The sequence below is a fragment of the Halomonas ramblicola genome, from assembly GCF_030409215.1.
Classification (GTDB): domain Bacteria; phylum Pseudomonadota; class Gammaproteobacteria; order Pseudomonadales; family Halomonadaceae; genus Halomonas; species Halomonas ramblicola.
Map to the genome: position 1 here is coordinate 1 of NZ_JAUFPL010000020.1, position 14,005 is coordinate 14,005.

Sequence of the window (14,005 nt, forward strand, 5' to 3'; positions counted from 1 at the left end):
CTCCCGTAGGACGTATGCGGTATTAGCCTGAGTTTCCCCAGGTTATCCCCCACTACCGGGCAGATTCCTATGCCTTACTCACCCGTCCGCCGCTCGACGCCCGGAAGCAAGCTCCCGTCGTTTCCGCTCGACTTGCATGTGTTAGGCCTGCCGCCAGCGTTCAATCTGAGCCATGATCAAACTCTTCAGTTTAAGATCATATAGTCCTTACCCCGTCGCTCCGAAAAGCAACAAGAAGCGGACCAAACTTGGCTCAAGGGTCAAACGTTCTCAAAAAGACCCGAAAGTCTTTGACGAGTCGCTTGCCTTGATGGTTCGTGTGACGTGATCACCGACCCATCGACAAGCGCCCACATGAATTACCTGATCGATTGTTAAAGAGCGTCTCGCTGGCCGTCGTGCCGCCGAAGCGACCTCGCCGGCGCCCTGCGAGGAAGGCGTATTCTACGTGATCGGCGCCGGCTGTCAACCGCGTTCTTTCCGCGTGGCGACGCGTCTCGAAAGACCCTTGCCGTTGACCCGACTCGCCGCCTCAGCGACCGCCGATAGAGCCCTCAGCGGCTCTCTGTAGCGAGTGGGGCGCATTCTACCGAATCCGCCGCGCCTGTCAACCGAGCCCTTTCGACACCTTCCGAAAAACCTCAGACATAACAAGCACTTCTGCCATCCTCCACCGCTGGCAACGTGGCCCGTCGCCGGCAGCGGATGCGTACTTTACGGATTTCCCCGGGGCCTCGCAAGCCCTTTCGGGAAAAAGTCTCGGAGCGATGGCGACGGCGTGACTCCAGGACGCCCGCCAGCCTATCTACAACCGCTCGGCAAAGCACGGCTGTGGATGAATCGCCCCATCCACTGCAGACGACAACGCCCGCACGAGGCGGGCGTTGACGAAGCATGGGAGAGCACTTCAGCCGGCGGGCGGGCGGCGCCGGAGCTTGCGCGTCACGGCCATCACCGGGCCCGAGGCGACATAGGTACCGAACAGCAGCAGCAGCATCACCGATGGCTCGACGGAGATCACCACGAAGCCCAGCACGATGGCCAACAGCACCACGAAGGGCACCGGCCCCTTGAGATCGATCTCCTTGAAGCTGTAGTAGCGGATATTGCTGACCATCAACACGCCCGCGGCCGCGACGATGATCAACATCAGCAACTTGAAGCCGAAGGCCTCGGCATCGAAGCTGTGGAAGGTCCACACGCTGGCGGCCACCAGAGCCGCGGCGGAGGGGCTGGGCAGGCCGATGAACCACTTCTTGTCGACGCTGCCGATCTGCACATTGAAGCGCGCCAGGCGCAGGGCGGCACAGGCCACGAAGAGGAAGGCCACCACCCAGCCGGTCTTGCCGATGTCCTGCAGGATCCAGGTGAAGGCCACCAGTGCCGGCGCCACCCCGAAGGAGAGCATGTCGGAGAGGCTGTCGTACTCGGCCCCGAAGGCGCTCTGGGTATTGGTCATGCGTGCCACCCGGCCGTCCAGGCCGTCGAGCACCATGGCGATGAAGATGGCCACGGAAGCGGCGGTGAAGTCGCCGTTGATACCCGCCACCACGGCGAAGAAGCCGGCGAACAGCGCCGAGGTGGTGAAGAGGTTGGGCAACAGGTAGATGCCCTTGCGCCTCACCTTCCTGCCGTCTTCCACGGACTCCTCGATCACCTCCGTCTCGCGGAGAAAGGCCGCGGCCAGATCCTCCTCGCCCTTCGCCGGCCCTTCCTGCGCCGAGTCGTCGTCGGGTTCGTCGGCCTGCCGCGAAGCGTCATGCGCATTGTTGCGGGGGTCCTGACTCATACGTCTCGTCCGTTGCCATGAAGGAATGGGGCCATTCTTGCACGCTGGCCGGGGTGCGAAAAGGCAGGGAGCAGAAGCACGAAAGCCGAGGGCGCGGAAATCCGCGCCCTCGGCCGTCATCCTGCATCCCGGAAAGGGATCAGTTCTTGCTCTTGTCGACCAGCTGGTTGGCGGCGATCCACGGCATCATGGCGCGCAGCTTCTCGCCGACCTGCTCGATCGGGTGCTCGGCATTGAGACGGCGACGCGCGGTCATGGAAGGATAGTTGGTGTTGCCTTCCTGGATGAACATCTTGGCGTACTCGCCGGTCTGGATGCGCTTCAGGGCGTTGCGCATCGCCTCGCGAGACTGCTCATTGATCACCTCGGGGCCGGTCACGTACTCGCCATACTCCGCGTTATTGGAGATGGAGTAGTTCATGTTGGCGATGCCGCCCTCGTACATCAGGTCGACGATCAGCTTGAGCTCGTGGAGGCACTCGAAGTAGGCCATCTCCGGGGCATAGCCGGCCTCGGTCAGGGTCTCGAAACCGGCCTTGACCAGTTCCACGGCGCCGCCGCACAGCACGGTCTGCTCGCCGAACAGGTCGGTCTCGGTCTCGTCCTTGAAGGTGGTCTCGATGATCCCGCTGCGACCGCCGCCGATGGCCGCGGCATAGGAGAGCGCCAGCTCCTTGGCGGTGCCGGTGGCGTCCTGCTGGATGGCGATCAGGTCGGGGATGCCGCCGCCGCGCACGAACTCGGAGCGCACGGTGTGACCCGGCGCCTTGGGGGCGATCATGATCACGTCCAGGTCGGCACGCGGCTCGACCTGGTTGTAGTGGATGTTGAAGCCGTGGGCGAAGGCCAGGGTCGCACCCTGCTTCAGGTTGGGCTCGATCTGGTTCTCGTAGATGGCCTTCTGGTTCTCGTCCGGAGCCAGGATCATCACCACGTCGGCGCTCTGGCAGGCTTCCTCGACCGAGGCGACCTTGAGGCCGGCGGCCTCGGCCTTGGCGGCGGAACCGGAGCCGGCACGCAGCGCCACGGTGACGTCGACGCCGGACTCCTTCAGGTTGTTGGCATGGGCGTGGCCCTGGGAACCGTAGCCCACGATGGTGACCTGCTTGCCCTGGATGAGGGAGAGGTCGCAGTCCTTGTCGTAATAGACGCGCATGAGGTGCTCCTGGAAAGGTTGGTGATGGTGTCGTGTCAGCGTCGATGGCCACCCGCCCCGTCTGGCGCGAGGCTGGGATCGCGGCATTCGATGACGACACCATACGCCAGGCCTCCCGTTGCGTAAAACGCGATATTTGCAACGTCATATGCCGGGATGTGCAATAATCATCGACATGGACATGCGCCCCCTCAGACATTTCCTCGCCCTGGCCGACAGCCTGCATTTCGGGCGCGCCAGCGAGGCCTGCCACGTCAGCCCCTCGACCCTCTCACGCTCGATCCGCCAGCTGGAGGCGAACCTGGGCGTCGCCCTCTTCGAGCGGGACAATCGTCACGTGGCCCTGACCCGCCAGGGAGAAACCTTCCAGCGCTATGCCCGGGAGGCCCTGGAGCAGTGGGAGCAGCTGCGCCAGTCGCTGATGAGCGAGGCCGAACGGCTCACCGGCGAGATCAGCATCTACTGCTCGGTCACTGCCAGCTACAGCTTCCTCTACGAGCTGCTCAGCGAGTTCCGCAGCCGCCACCCGGGCATCGAGCTCAAGCTGCACACCGGCGACCCCGCCGAGGCCATGGCGCGGGTGCTGGCCGGTGACGAGGACATGGCGATCACGCCACGCCCGCGCCAGGTCCCCGAGGCCCTGGCCTTCAAGTCGCTGACCCGGGCCCCCCTGGTGTTCATCGCCCCACGCGAGGAGACCGACTGGATCCCCACCACTCCGGAGTCGCCCAGCGCCCCCCAGTGGCGCGAGGTGCCGATGATCCTCTCCGAGGCCGGCCTGTCGCGCAGCTACGCCGACACCTGGTTCCGTGCACTCGGCGTACCGCCCAGGATCTATGCCCAGGTGGCCGGGCACGAAGCCATCGTCAGCATGGTGGGGCTGGGGTTCGGCATCGGCGTGGTGCCGAAGATCGTGCTCGACAACAGCCCGCTGCGCGAGCGCGTGCGGATCCTGCCGGTGAAGCCCGAACTACCCCACTACGACGTCGGCCTGTGCGTGCTGGAGCGGCGCCTGAAGAGTCCGCTGATCCGCGCGCTCTGGGACGAGGTGGCGGAGAGGTGATGACCGCCGGCGCTGGAAGCAAGAGGCCGCCCCGAAGGGCGGCCTCTTGCTTCAACGACAAGGCAGTAGTAAATCAAAGGGACAGGACCTTGTCGCCGCGGGCGATCCCCGACACCCCGGTGCGCGCCACCTCGAGCACCCCTACCGGCTCCATGGCCTGCAGGAAGGCATCCAGCTTGGGGGCGTCGCCGGTGATCTGCACCGTGTAGAGGCTCGGCGTCACGTCGACGATCTGCGCGCGGAAGATGTCCACGGTGCGCTTCACCTCGTCGCGGGCCGCGCCCAGCGCCTTGACCTTCACCAGCATCAGCTCGCGCTCGATATGGTTGCCCTCGGTGAGGTCCACCAGCTTGACCACGTCGATCAGCTTGTTGAGGTGCTTGGTGATCTGCTCGATCACCCGGTCATCCCCGACGGTGGTCACCGTCAGGCGCGACAGGGTCTCGTCCTCCGTGGGCGCCACGTTCAGCGTCTCGATGTTGAAGTTGCGCTGCGAGAAGAGCCCCACCACGCGAGACAGGGCGCCCGGTTCGTTTTCCATCAGAATCGAGATGATATGGCGCATCAGGTCCGCTCCGTCTTGGAAAGCAGCATGTCACGCATGGAGCCCAGGGGCACCTGCATCGGATAGACGTGCTCGTGCGGGTCGACGAGAACATCGAGGAAGATCAGCTCGTCCTTGTCGGCAAAGGTCCGTTCCAGTGCCGGCTCGAGCTCCTCGAGGGTCTCGACCTTCAGCGCGGTGAAGCCATACGACTCGATCAGTTTCTGGAAGTCGGGCAGCGACTCCATGTAGGAGTGCGCGTGGCGCGACTTGTAGTTGAGATCCTGCCACTGGCGCACCATGCCCAGGGAGGCGTTGTTCAGGTTGACGATCTTCACGCCGCCACCGAACTGCTTACAGGTCGACAGCTCCTGCATCATCATCTGGAAGCTGCCCTCCCCGGTCACGCAGATCACCTGCTCGTCGGGGAAGTGCTGCTTGATGCCCATGGCGGCCGGAAAGCCGAAGCCCATGGTGCCCAGCCCACCGGAGGTGATGAAGCGGTTGGGCTTGTCGAACTTGTAGTACTGGGCCGCGAACATCTGGTGCTGGCCCACGTCGGTGGTCACGTAGGCCTCGCCGCGGGTCACCCGGCACAGCGCCTCGATCACCTCCTGGGGCTTGATCGCCTCGCCGGGCCTGGACGGCTCGTAGAGCTTGCCGCTGCGCTCCTCGCGCCAGCCGTCGATCTTCTGCCACCACTCGGCCAGGGCCTCGGGATGGGCGATCTCCTTGCCCTGCACCAGGCTGATCATCTCGCTGATCACGCTGCCGGCCGGCCCCACGATGGGCACGTCGGCACGTATGGTCTTGGAGACCGAGCTGGGGTCGATGTCCACATGGACGATCTTGGCCGTGGGACAGAACTTGGAGGTGTTGTTGGTGACGCGATCGTCGAAGCGTGCGCCGATGGCGACGATCAGGTCGGCATGGTGCATGGCCATGTTCGACTCATAGGAGCCGTGCATGCCCAGCCAGCCCAGGCACTGGCGGTCGCTCTGCGGGTAGGACCCGATGCCCATCAGGGTGGTGGTTATGGGGAAGCCGAGGCGCTTGACCAGGTCGGTCAGTCCCTCGCTGGCCCGGCCGGTGACCACACCGCCGCCGGTGTAGAACACCGGGCGCTTGGCCTTGAGCATCAGCTCCACGGCCTTCTTGATCTGGCCGGTGTGGCCACGGGTGACCGGGTTGTACGAGCGCATCTTGACCCTCTTCGGGTAGACGTACTCGTAGCGTTCGGTGGGCGCGGTCATGTCCTTGGGAATGTCCACTACCACCGGGCCGGGACGCCCGGTGGACGCCAGGTAGAAGGCCTTCTTGAGGACTTCCGGAATCTCGGTCGGGTGCTTGATCGAGAAGCTGTGCTTCACGATCGGGCGGGTCACGCCGATGATGTCGGTTTCCTGGAAGGCGTCGTCGCCGATCAGGTGGCTCATCACCTGGCCGCACAGCACCACCATCGGGATCGAGTCCATGTAGGCGGTGGCGATGCCGGTGACGGCGTTGGTGGCGCCGGGACCCGAGGTCACCAGTACCGTGCCGGGCTTGCCGGAGGCTCGCGCATAGCCATCGGCGGCATGGGTCGCGGCCTGTTCATGGCGCACCAGGATGTGCTTGACCTTGTCCTGGCGAAACAGGGCGTCATAGATGTGCAGCGCCGCCCCGCCGGGATAGCCATAGATGTATTCGACGCCCTCATCCTGGAGGAAGCGGGCGATCATATCCGCGCCGGAAAGCAATTCCACGTGTTTTTCTCCCCTGGAGGTCTCGAGTGCGATCCGCGTCACCGGTATGGGACACGGGGTCGAGTGCGGCGGTATGCCGCTGCCGGACACGCCGGCACCTGATGCCAAACCCTGGCTAAAGGGCCCTGTTGGGGCCTGCACTCTCATCACGGCGGATCGCCGCGTCGGGGCGTTGGCCGACCCGGGTGGTTGACCCGGGTTCGGCAGTCCTTCGGCGGGTAGAGGCCAGACGGCCTACCCTTCGCGCGGGAGTGGGGGATTGCCCGCAGAGGTCCGCGCCCGCAATCAGGAAACGCCAAGATTCCATTAGCGAGGCAAAAGTGTCAACCGACAGCCTTGTCTTCGCCTCCGCCGGGCAGATGGCACGCGGGGCTCGGCCCCTGCCTCATACCAAGGTCTAATGCCCGGAATTCGCACTCCGCGCCGATAGCTGCTGTAATGCTGCGCCATGGTGACACGATTCACCTAACAACGCTGACACCGAACCTCATCGGCTGGATCGAACACCCATCAGATGAATCGATTCACTTAACACAAGAACTCCCACAGGAGGACAACGACAATGTCGCGAATCCTGCAATGGTCGATCACCGTGGCCCTCGCCGGCTTCCTGTTCGGCTTCGACACCGCCGTGATCTCCGGCGCCGACAAGCCCATCCAGGCACTCTGGGGCCTCAGCGACCTCCAGCACGGCCTGCTGATCATGTCGATGGCGCTGTGGGGCACCGTCATCGGCGCCATCTTCGGCAACTGGCCCACCGACCACCTGGGGCGCCGCACCACCCTGCTGTTGATCGGCGTCCTCTACCTGGTGTCCGCCATCGGCTCCGCAGTGGTCTCCGACCCGGTGCTGTTCGCCGCCTTTCGCCTGATCGGTGGCATCGGCGTGGGCATCTCCTCGGTGGCCGCCCCCACCTACATTTCCGAGATCGCCCCGCCGAAGTATCGCGGCTTCCTGGTCGCCATGTATCAGTTCAACATCGTCTTCGGCATCCTGATGGCCTTCATCTCGAACTACGTCATCGGCAGCCTGATCACCGAAGACGCCTGGCGCTGGATGCTGGGTATCGAGGCCGTGCCCGCCCTGCTCTACACCCTGATGATCACTCGGGTACCGCGCAGCCCGCGCTGGCTGATCCTCAAGCGCAACGACGTCGCGGAAGCCTCCCGCGTGCTGCGCCTGATCAACCCCGCGGCCGACGTCGACGCGGAGATCGCCGCCATCCGCGCCGCCGAGGACGAGGAGCGCAACGCCCACGCGCGCTTCTTCTCGCGTCGCTATCGGCTGCCGATCCTGCTGGCCTTCCTGATCGCCTTCTTCAACCAGCTCTCCGGCATCAACTTCATCATCTACTACGCGCCCCGCGTACTCGAGGCCGCCGAGCTCGGCAGCCAGGCGGCGCTGCTGTCCACCGCCGGCATCGGCGTGGTCAACCTGGTGTTCACCATGCTCGGCATGTCGCTGATCGACAAGCTGGGACGGCGTACCCTCCTCTACATCGGCTCCGCGGGCTACCTGGTCTCGCTGGTGCTGATCTCCCGGGCCTTCTTCGGCGATGCCCTGGGAGGGATCGAGGTGCCGCTGCTGCTGGCGCTGTTCATCGCGGCCCACGCCATCAGCCAGGGTGCCGTCATCTGGGTGTTCATCTCGGAGGTATTCCCCAACCACGTGCGCGCCCGCGGCCAGTCCTTCGGCAGCTCGATCCACTGGATCTTCGCGGCCCTGATCACCCTGGTCATGCCCTGGGTACTGGGCACCTTCAGCGGCGGTCCGGTCTTCGCCTTCTTCGCGGTGATGATGCTGCTGCAACTGATATTCGTGATGTTCCTCATGCCCGAGACCAAGAACGTCTCCCTCGAGGAGCTGCAGAAGCGCCTGGTCGGCGACGATGTCAAGCTGCGTCGCGTCCACCTGTCCGGCGCCCGGGCCAAAGCCTGACGGCCGCCCCCTCCCCCGGCCCCGGGCGACACGCCCGGGGCTGCTTGCGTGTTGCGTCGGGCACGGCACGCAACACCTGACCGGCCATCCAAAAAGAGCCCGCCGGGTAAGACACCGGGCGGGCAAGTGGGTTACAGGACGCAACCTGACTCTCAGTGTAGACGCATCATCCGAGGATGCGAGGTCGCAGGCCACGCCTCGCCTGGCCTGTGCGGCGAGCACCGGCTCACCGGCGGCGGAACACCAGGTGGCCCTCCTCGGCCTCCACGCGGATCACGTCGCCGGGCGAGAACTTGCCGCCCAGCAGGTCCTGGGCCAGGGGGTTCTCGATGCGGCTCTGGATCGCCCGCTTGAGCGGTCGGGCACCGAACACCGGATCGAAGCCCGCCACGGCGAGCTGGGCCAGGGCCTCGTCGCTGACCTCGAGCGACAGGTCGTGCTCGGCGAGCCGCGCGCGCAGGCGGTCGAGCTGGATCTCGGCGATGGCCTGGATCTGATCCTGGTTCAGGGCATGGAAGACCACCACCTCGTCGATGCGGTTGATCAGCTCCGGGCGGAAGTGGTCGCCGACCACCGCCATCACCATCTCCTTCATCTCGGCGTAGTCGCTGTCATCGCCGCCCAGGCGCTGGATGATGTCCGAACCCATGTTGGAGGTCATCACGATCACCGTGTTGCGAAAGTCCACGGTGCGCCCCTGGCCGTCGGTCAGCCGGCCGTCCTCCAGCACCTGCAGCAGGATATTGAAGACATCCGCATGGGCCTTCTCCACCTCGTCGAGCAGCAGCACCGAGTAGGGCTTGCGGCGCACCGCCTCGGTCAGGTAGCCGCCCTCCTCGTAGCCGACGTAGCCGGGGGGCGCGCCGATCAGCCGCGCCACGGAGTGTTTCTCCATGAACTCCGACATGTCGATGCGCACCATCGCCTCCTCGGTATCGAAGAGGAAGTTGGCCAGCGACTTGCACAGTTCGGTCTTGCCCACCCCGGTGGGGCCCAGGAACAGGAAGGAGCCGTTAGGCCGGTTGGGGTCGGCCAGTCCCGCCCGGGAACGCCGCACCGCGTTGGCCACGGCGGTGACCGCCTCGTCCTGGCCGATCACCCGCTCGTGCAGCGCCGCCTCCATGCGCAGCAGCTTGTCGCGCTCGCCCTCGAGCATCTTGGCCACGGGGATACCGGTCCAGCGCGAGACCACCTCGGCGATCTCCTCCTCGGTGACGTTGGAGCGCAGCAGCTGGTGCCTGGAGGTATCGGCCTCGGCCTCGGCGCTCTCGGCGATCTTCTTCTCGAGCTCGGGGATCACCCCGTACTGGATCTCGGACATCCGCGCCAGGTCGCCCTGGCGACGCGCCTGCTCCAGGTCGATGCGCGCCCGGTCGAGCTCGTCCTTGAACTGGGCGGCGCCCTGGATGCTGGCCTTCTCGGCCTTCCAGATCTCGTCGAGGTCGGCGTACTCGCGCTCGAGCTCGCCGATCTGCTCCTCCAGGCTCTCGAGGCGCTTCTTCGAGGCCTCGTCGGTCTCCTTCTTGAGGTGCTCACGCTCCATCTTCAGCTGGATCAGCCGGCGGTCGAGGCGGTCCATCTCCTCGGGCTTGGAATCGAGCTCCATGCGGATACGCGAGGAGGCCTCGTCGATCAGGTCGATCGCCTTGTCGGGCAGCTGGCGGTCGGTGATGTAGCGGGTCGACAGCTTGGCCGCGGCGATGATCGCGCCGTCGGTGATGTCCACGCCGTGGTGCACCTCGTAGCGCTCCTTGAGGCCGCGCAGGATCGCCACGGTATCCTCCTCGCTGGGCTCGTCCACCAGCACCTTCTGGAAGCGGCGCTCCAGGGCGGCATCCTTCTCGATGTACTTGCGGTACTCGTCGAGGGTGGTGGCACCCACACAGTGCAGCTCGCCGCGAGCCAGCGCCGGCTTGAGCATGTTGCCGGCATCCATGGAGCCCTCGGCCTTGCCGGCGCCGACCATGGTGTGCAGCTCGTCGATGAACAGGATCACCCGGCCCTCCTCCTGGGCCAGCTCCTTGAGCACCGCCTTGAGACGCTCCTCGAACTCGCCGCGGAACTTGGCCCCGGCCAGCAGCGCGCCCATGTCCAGCGACAACACGCGCTTGTCCTTAAGCCCTTCCGGCACCTCGCCGTCGACGATGCGCTGGGCCAGGCCCTCGACGATGGCGGTCTTGCCCACGCCGGGCTCGCCGATCAGCACCGGGTTGTTCTTGGTGCGCCGCTGCAGCACCTGGATGGTGCGGCGGATCTCGTCGTCGCGGCCGATCACCGGGTCGATCTTGCCGCTGGCCGCCCGCTCGTTGAGGTCCAGGGTGTACTTCTCCAGCGCCTCGCGCTGGTCCTCGGCATTGGGGTCGTCGACCTTCTCGCCACCGCGCACGCCGTCGACGGCGGTCTCCAGCGCCTTGCGGGTGACCCCGGCCCGGGTCAGCAGCTTGGTCACCGCATGGCCCATCTCCAGCGCGGCCAGCAGCACCAGCTCGCTGGCGATGTACTGGTCGCCGCGCTTCTGGGCCTCGCGGTCGGTGAGGTTGAACAGCTTGATCAGGTCGCGGGAGGGCTGCACCTCGCCATCGAAATTGGCGACCTTGGGCAGGTCGTCGAGGTGCCCCACCAGGCCGTCGCGCAGTCGCGCGGCATCGCCGCCGGCCTTCTGCACCAGCGCCTTGACGCCGGTGTCGCGGGCGTCCAGCAGCGCCAGCAGCAGGTGGCCGGGCTCCAGTTGATTGTGGCCGCGGCCCACGGCCAGCGACTGGGCATCCGCCACGGCGTTCTGCAGCTTGGCGGTGAACTTGTCGAAACGCATGCGCTTTCCTCCATCGGGGTGGCGAGGCGGTCGGACGCCCCGCTTGGCCCTGTCAATGAGTCTTGACAACCTCAATGGAGTCGGGCGGGTGGGGTTTCAAGTCGACCGCATCGCTTATCTGATCCAGATCACGCTGGCCATGCGGCCGGTCTTGCCGTCATCGCGGCGGTGGGAGTAGAAGCGCGATTCGCAGGCGGTGCAGAAGTGGCCGCCGCTGATGTGCGAGACCCCCAGCCGTTCCAGGCGCAGGCGCGCCAGGCGGTAGAGATCGGCCATGAAGTGGCCGAGGCGGTAGGGGCTGGGGTCGAAGGCCTCGGTGGCCTCCGGATGCACGCCGACGAAGGCCTGCTGCACCTCGGGACCGACCTCGAACTGGGCGTTGGAGATCGCTGGCCCCAGCCAGGCCAGCTGTTCTTCCGGCGGCACGCCCAGGGCGGCCACCGTGGCCTCGAGCACGCCACCGGCCAGGCCGCGCCAACCGGCGTGGGCCACCGCCACCCGGGTGCCGCGGCGGTCGCAGAGGAACACCGGCAGGCAGTCGGCGGTGAGCACCACGCAGGCATAGTCGCGGTCGAAGGCCACCGCGGCGTCGGCTTCCGGCGGCGTCTCCGCATAGGCTCGTTGCACCCGGGCGCCATGCACTTGGTCGAGCCACAGCAAGGGGCGCGCCTCGTTCACCTGTTTCTGCAGCAGCCGGCGACACAGCGCCACGTGGTCCGGGTTGTCACCCACATGCTCGGCGGGATTGAAGCAGGCGAAGTCGCCCTGGCTGGGGCCCGTTTCGCGGGTGGTGACGAAGGCCCCCACGGAGGTGGGGGCCGGCCAGTCGGGCAGGATCAGGGTCGGGCGCAGGTCGGGGGCGTCGCTCATCGCGGTTTCCTTAGCGCATGGTCTGGTGGTCGTCGCGCAGGTAGTCGAGCAGCATCAGCAGGTCATCCGGCAGGGGGGCACGGAAGGTCAGCATCGCGCCGCTGACCGGATGCACGAAGGCCAGCTTGCGGGCGTGCAGCGCCTGGCGCGGGAGCTCGCGCAGGATCTCCTTGAGCGGCTCCGAGGCACCGGCGGGCAGCTTCAGCCGGCCACCATAGACCGGATCGCCCACCAGGGGATAGCGCAGATGCGCCAGGTGCACGCGGATCTGGTGGGTACGCCCGGTCTCCAGCCGGCAGCGCACATGGGTATGGGCCCGGAAGCGCTCGACCACCCGATAGTGGGTCACCGCCGGCTTGCCCGAGGCGGTCACCGCCTGGCGCTTGCGATCCTTGGGATGACGACCGATGGACGCCTCCACCGTGCCACCGGCGGTCATCACCCCCACCGCCACGGCATCGTACTCCCGCGATACCGTGCGGGCCTGCAGCTGCTCCACCAGGGCCGTCTGGGCGGCCAGGGTCTTGGCCACCACCATCAGCCCGCTGGTGTCCTTGTCCAGGCGGTGGACGATGCCCGCCCGCGGCACGCCGGCCAGTTCCGGGCAGTGATGCAGCAGGGCGTTGAGCAGGGTGCCGTCCGGGTTGCCGGCCGCCGGATGAACCACCAGGCCCGCCGGCTTGTCGATCACCAGCACCTCGTCGTCCTCGAACACCACCGCCAGCGGGATGTCCTCCGGCTCGAAGCGGGTGTCATCCTCGATCTGGGTAGACAGGCTGAGCCGCTCGCCGCCGTAGACCTTGTCCTTGGGCTTGGCCGTGCGGCCGTCCAGGGTCAGGTCGCCGGCCTTGATCCAGGCCTTGATCCGCTCCCGCGAGTAATCGGCGAAAAGTTCGGCCGCCGCCTGGTCCAGGCGGTGGCCGGCCATGGCGTCGGGAACGCGTTGCTGTGCTTCCAGGGTCTGGGACATGGACGTGGGGTTGGCCGTTTGCGGGTGTCGAGGTCGGGGCGCCGCCAATGACTGCGTTTTGCCGCGCAGTGCTTTATAGTGAGCGGGTTTGCGGCCGATTCTACCACGGCCAGTCCGCGTTGTTTGCCACGAGGATCACGATGCGCGTTTCCACCCCCACTGCCCGTCTCGCGGCCCTGTTGCTGGCCACCGGCCTGCTGGCGGGCTGCTCCATCTTTGGCGGCGACTCCTCCGACGACCCTCGCAATAGCGGCGTCTTCCCCGAGGATGCCGGCCCCTCCCAGCCGGTGCAGGAGGAGGATGACGAGTTCGCCGGCACCAGCGAACGCGAGCTCTACGAGGAGGCGCGCGATGCCCTGGAGCGCCGCAACTTCACCTCTGCCATCAGCCGGCTCGAGGCCCTGGACACCCGCTACCCGTTCGGCAATCACGCCGAGCAGGCCCAGCTGGAACTGATCTACGCCTATTACGAGACCGACGACTGGGAGGCCACCCGCGCCGCCGCCAACCGTTTCATCCGCCTGCACCCCAGCCACCCGCAGGCCGACTACGCGCTCTACATGCGCGGGCTGGCCGCCTGGCAGGCCGGCCGCTTCAGCCTCGAGCGCCTCAAGCTGATCGACATCTCCAAGCGTGACCTGGGCGCCTCCCGCGAGGCCTACACCGACTTCAGCGAGCTGGTGCGCCTCTACCCCAACAGCCAGTACGCCCCGGATGCCCGACAGCGCATCGTCTACCTGCGCAACCTGCTGTCGCGCCACGAGCTGCACGTGGCCGACTACTACCTGCGCCGTGGCGCCTACCTGGCCGCGGTGGAGCGTGGCCGCTGGGTGGTGGAGAACTATCCGGAGAGCGAGGCGACCCGCGACGCCCTGGCGGTGATGGTGGAGGGCTACCTGGGCCTGGAGATGCGCGACCGCGCCCGCGAGGTGCTGCAGGTGCTGATCGACAACGCCCCGGACCACGACCGGCTGCGCGGCCGCACCTTCGAGCCCAAGCACGTCGATGGCGAATCGATCTCGGCCTGAGCCAGGCCCAACGTTACCGCCAGGATGAAAAAACCGGCGCTGCCAGGAGCAGCACCGGTTTTTGGATCATAGCCAATCAGCGTTACGTC

At 66.3% G+C, this 14,005-nt stretch carries 10 protein-coding genes and 1 rRNA gene; 3 read left to right on the forward strand and 8 right to left on the reverse strand.

Going from position 1 to position 14,005, the window contains the following annotated elements:
• The 3 genes from QWY80_RS08170 to ilvC all read right to left on the reverse strand — a co-directional run.
• Positions 1-192, reverse strand: a 16S ribosomal RNA gene (locus QWY80_RS08170); the annotation flags it as partial.
• Positions 193-907: 715 nt separating this feature from the next.
• Positions 908-1,789 (reverse strand): CDP-diacylglycerol--serine O-phosphatidyltransferase, encoded by an 882-nt coding sequence (pssA, locus tag QWY80_RS08175; protein WP_290230286.1) that lies wholly within the window; start codon positions 1,787-1,789, stop codon positions 908-910.
• A gap of 139 nt (positions 1,790-1,928) precedes the next feature.
• Positions 1,929-2,945, reverse strand: coding sequence for a ketol-acid reductoisomerase (gene ilvC, locus QWY80_RS08180; protein ID WP_290230287.1), 1,017 nt, complete (start codon positions 2,943-2,945; stop codon positions 1,929-1,931).
• 175 nt (positions 2,946-3,120) lie between these two features.
• On the opposite strand from ilvC, the gene ilvY reads away from it, so the two are divergent.
• Entirely contained in the window at positions 3,121-4,008 is an 888-nt protein-coding gene (ilvY, locus tag QWY80_RS08185; RefSeq protein ID WP_290230288.1) for an HTH-type transcriptional activator IlvY, read from the forward strand.
• Between the two features lie 73 nt (positions 4,009-4,081).
• On the opposite strand, the gene ilvN is transcribed toward ilvY, so the two are convergent.
• Positions 4,082-4,573 carry an acetolactate synthase small subunit gene (gene ilvN, locus QWY80_RS08190; protein WP_290230289.1) on the reverse strand — a complete coding sequence of 164 codons (492 nt, stop codon included), beginning with the start codon at positions 4,571-4,573 and terminating at the stop codon, positions 4,082-4,084.
• Positions 4,573-6,297, reverse strand: a complete 1,725-nt coding sequence (locus tag QWY80_RS08195; protein WP_290230290.1) for an acetolactate synthase 3 large subunit — start codon at positions 6,295-6,297, stop codon at positions 4,573-4,575. The genes ilvN and QWY80_RS08195 overlap by 1 nt, the downstream gene beginning before the upstream one ends.
• Positions 6,298-6,859: 562 nt before the next feature.
• Here QWY80_RS08195 and QWY80_RS08200 point away from each other — a divergent pair.
• Positions 6,860-8,236 carry a sugar porter family MFS transporter gene (locus tag QWY80_RS08200; RefSeq protein WP_290230291.1) on the forward strand — a complete coding sequence of 459 codons (1,377 nt, stop codon included), beginning with the start codon at positions 6,860-6,862 and terminating at the stop codon, positions 8,234-8,236.
• A 226-nt stretch (positions 8,237-8,462) separates the two neighbouring features.
• Here the strand turns inward: QWY80_RS08200 and clpB are convergent, their stop codons facing one another.
• The 3 genes from clpB to rluD all read right to left on the reverse strand — a co-directional run bounded on the left by clpB (position 8,463) and on the right by rluD (position 12,888).
• Entirely contained in the window at positions 8,463-11,048 is a 2,586-nt protein-coding gene (clpB, locus tag QWY80_RS08205) for an ATP-dependent chaperone ClpB (protein ID WP_290230293.1), read from the reverse strand.
• A gap of 114 nt (positions 11,049-11,162) precedes the next feature.
• Positions 11,163-11,918: a peptidoglycan editing factor PgeF gene (pgeF, locus tag QWY80_RS08210; RefSeq protein ID WP_290230294.1), complete on the reverse strand. Its 756-nt coding sequence runs from the start codon at positions 11,916-11,918 to the stop codon at positions 11,163-11,165.
• A gap of 10 nt (positions 11,919-11,928) precedes the next feature.
• Positions 11,929-12,888, reverse strand: a complete 960-nt coding sequence (gene rluD, locus QWY80_RS08215; RefSeq protein WP_290230295.1) for a 23S rRNA pseudouridine(1911/1915/1917) synthase RluD — start codon at positions 12,886-12,888, stop codon at positions 11,929-11,931.
• Positions 12,889-13,028: 140 nt separating this feature from the next.
• On the opposite strand from rluD, the gene QWY80_RS08220 reads away from it, so the two are divergent.
• Entirely contained in the window at positions 13,029-13,916 is an 888-nt protein-coding gene (locus QWY80_RS08220) for an outer membrane protein assembly factor BamD (protein WP_290230296.1), read from the forward strand.
• Positions 13,917-14,005: the final 89 nt, after the last annotated feature.

What these genes read in the sequence shown, in the direction of transcription:
- QWY80_RS08220 (WP_290230296.1), top strand. Translation starts at nt 13,029, where the DNA reads ATGCGCGTTTCCACCCCCACTGCCCGTCTCGCGGCCCTGTTGCTGGCC.
- ilvY (WP_290230288.1), top strand. Translation starts at nt 3,121, where the DNA reads ATGGACATGCGCCCCCTCAGACATTTCCTCGCCCTGGCCGACAGCCTG.
- rluD (WP_290230295.1), bottom strand. Translation starts at nt 12,888, where the DNA reads ATGTCCCAGACCCTGGAAGCACAGCAACGCGTTCCCGACGCCATGGCC.
- ilvC (WP_290230287.1), bottom strand. Translation starts at nt 2,945, where the DNA reads ATGCGCGTCTATTACGACAAGGACTGCGACCTCTCCCTCATCCAGGGC.
- ilvN (WP_290230289.1), bottom strand. Translation starts at nt 4,573, where the DNA reads ATGCGCCATATCATCTCGATTCTGATGGAAAACGAACCGGGCGCCCTG.
- pssA (WP_290230286.1), bottom strand. Translation starts at nt 1,789, where the DNA reads ATGAGTCAGGACCCCCGCAACAATGCGCATGACGCTTCGCGGCAGGCC.
- pgeF (WP_290230294.1), bottom strand. Translation starts at nt 11,918, where the DNA reads ATGAGCGACGCCCCCGACCTGCGCCCGACCCTGATCCTGCCCGACTGG.
- clpB (WP_290230293.1), bottom strand. Translation starts at nt 11,048, where the DNA reads ATGCGTTTCGACAAGTTCACCGCCAAGCTGCAGAACGCCGTGGCGGAT.
- QWY80_RS08200 (WP_290230291.1), top strand. Translation starts at nt 6,860, where the DNA reads ATGTCGCGAATCCTGCAATGGTCGATCACCGTGGCCCTCGCCGGCTTC.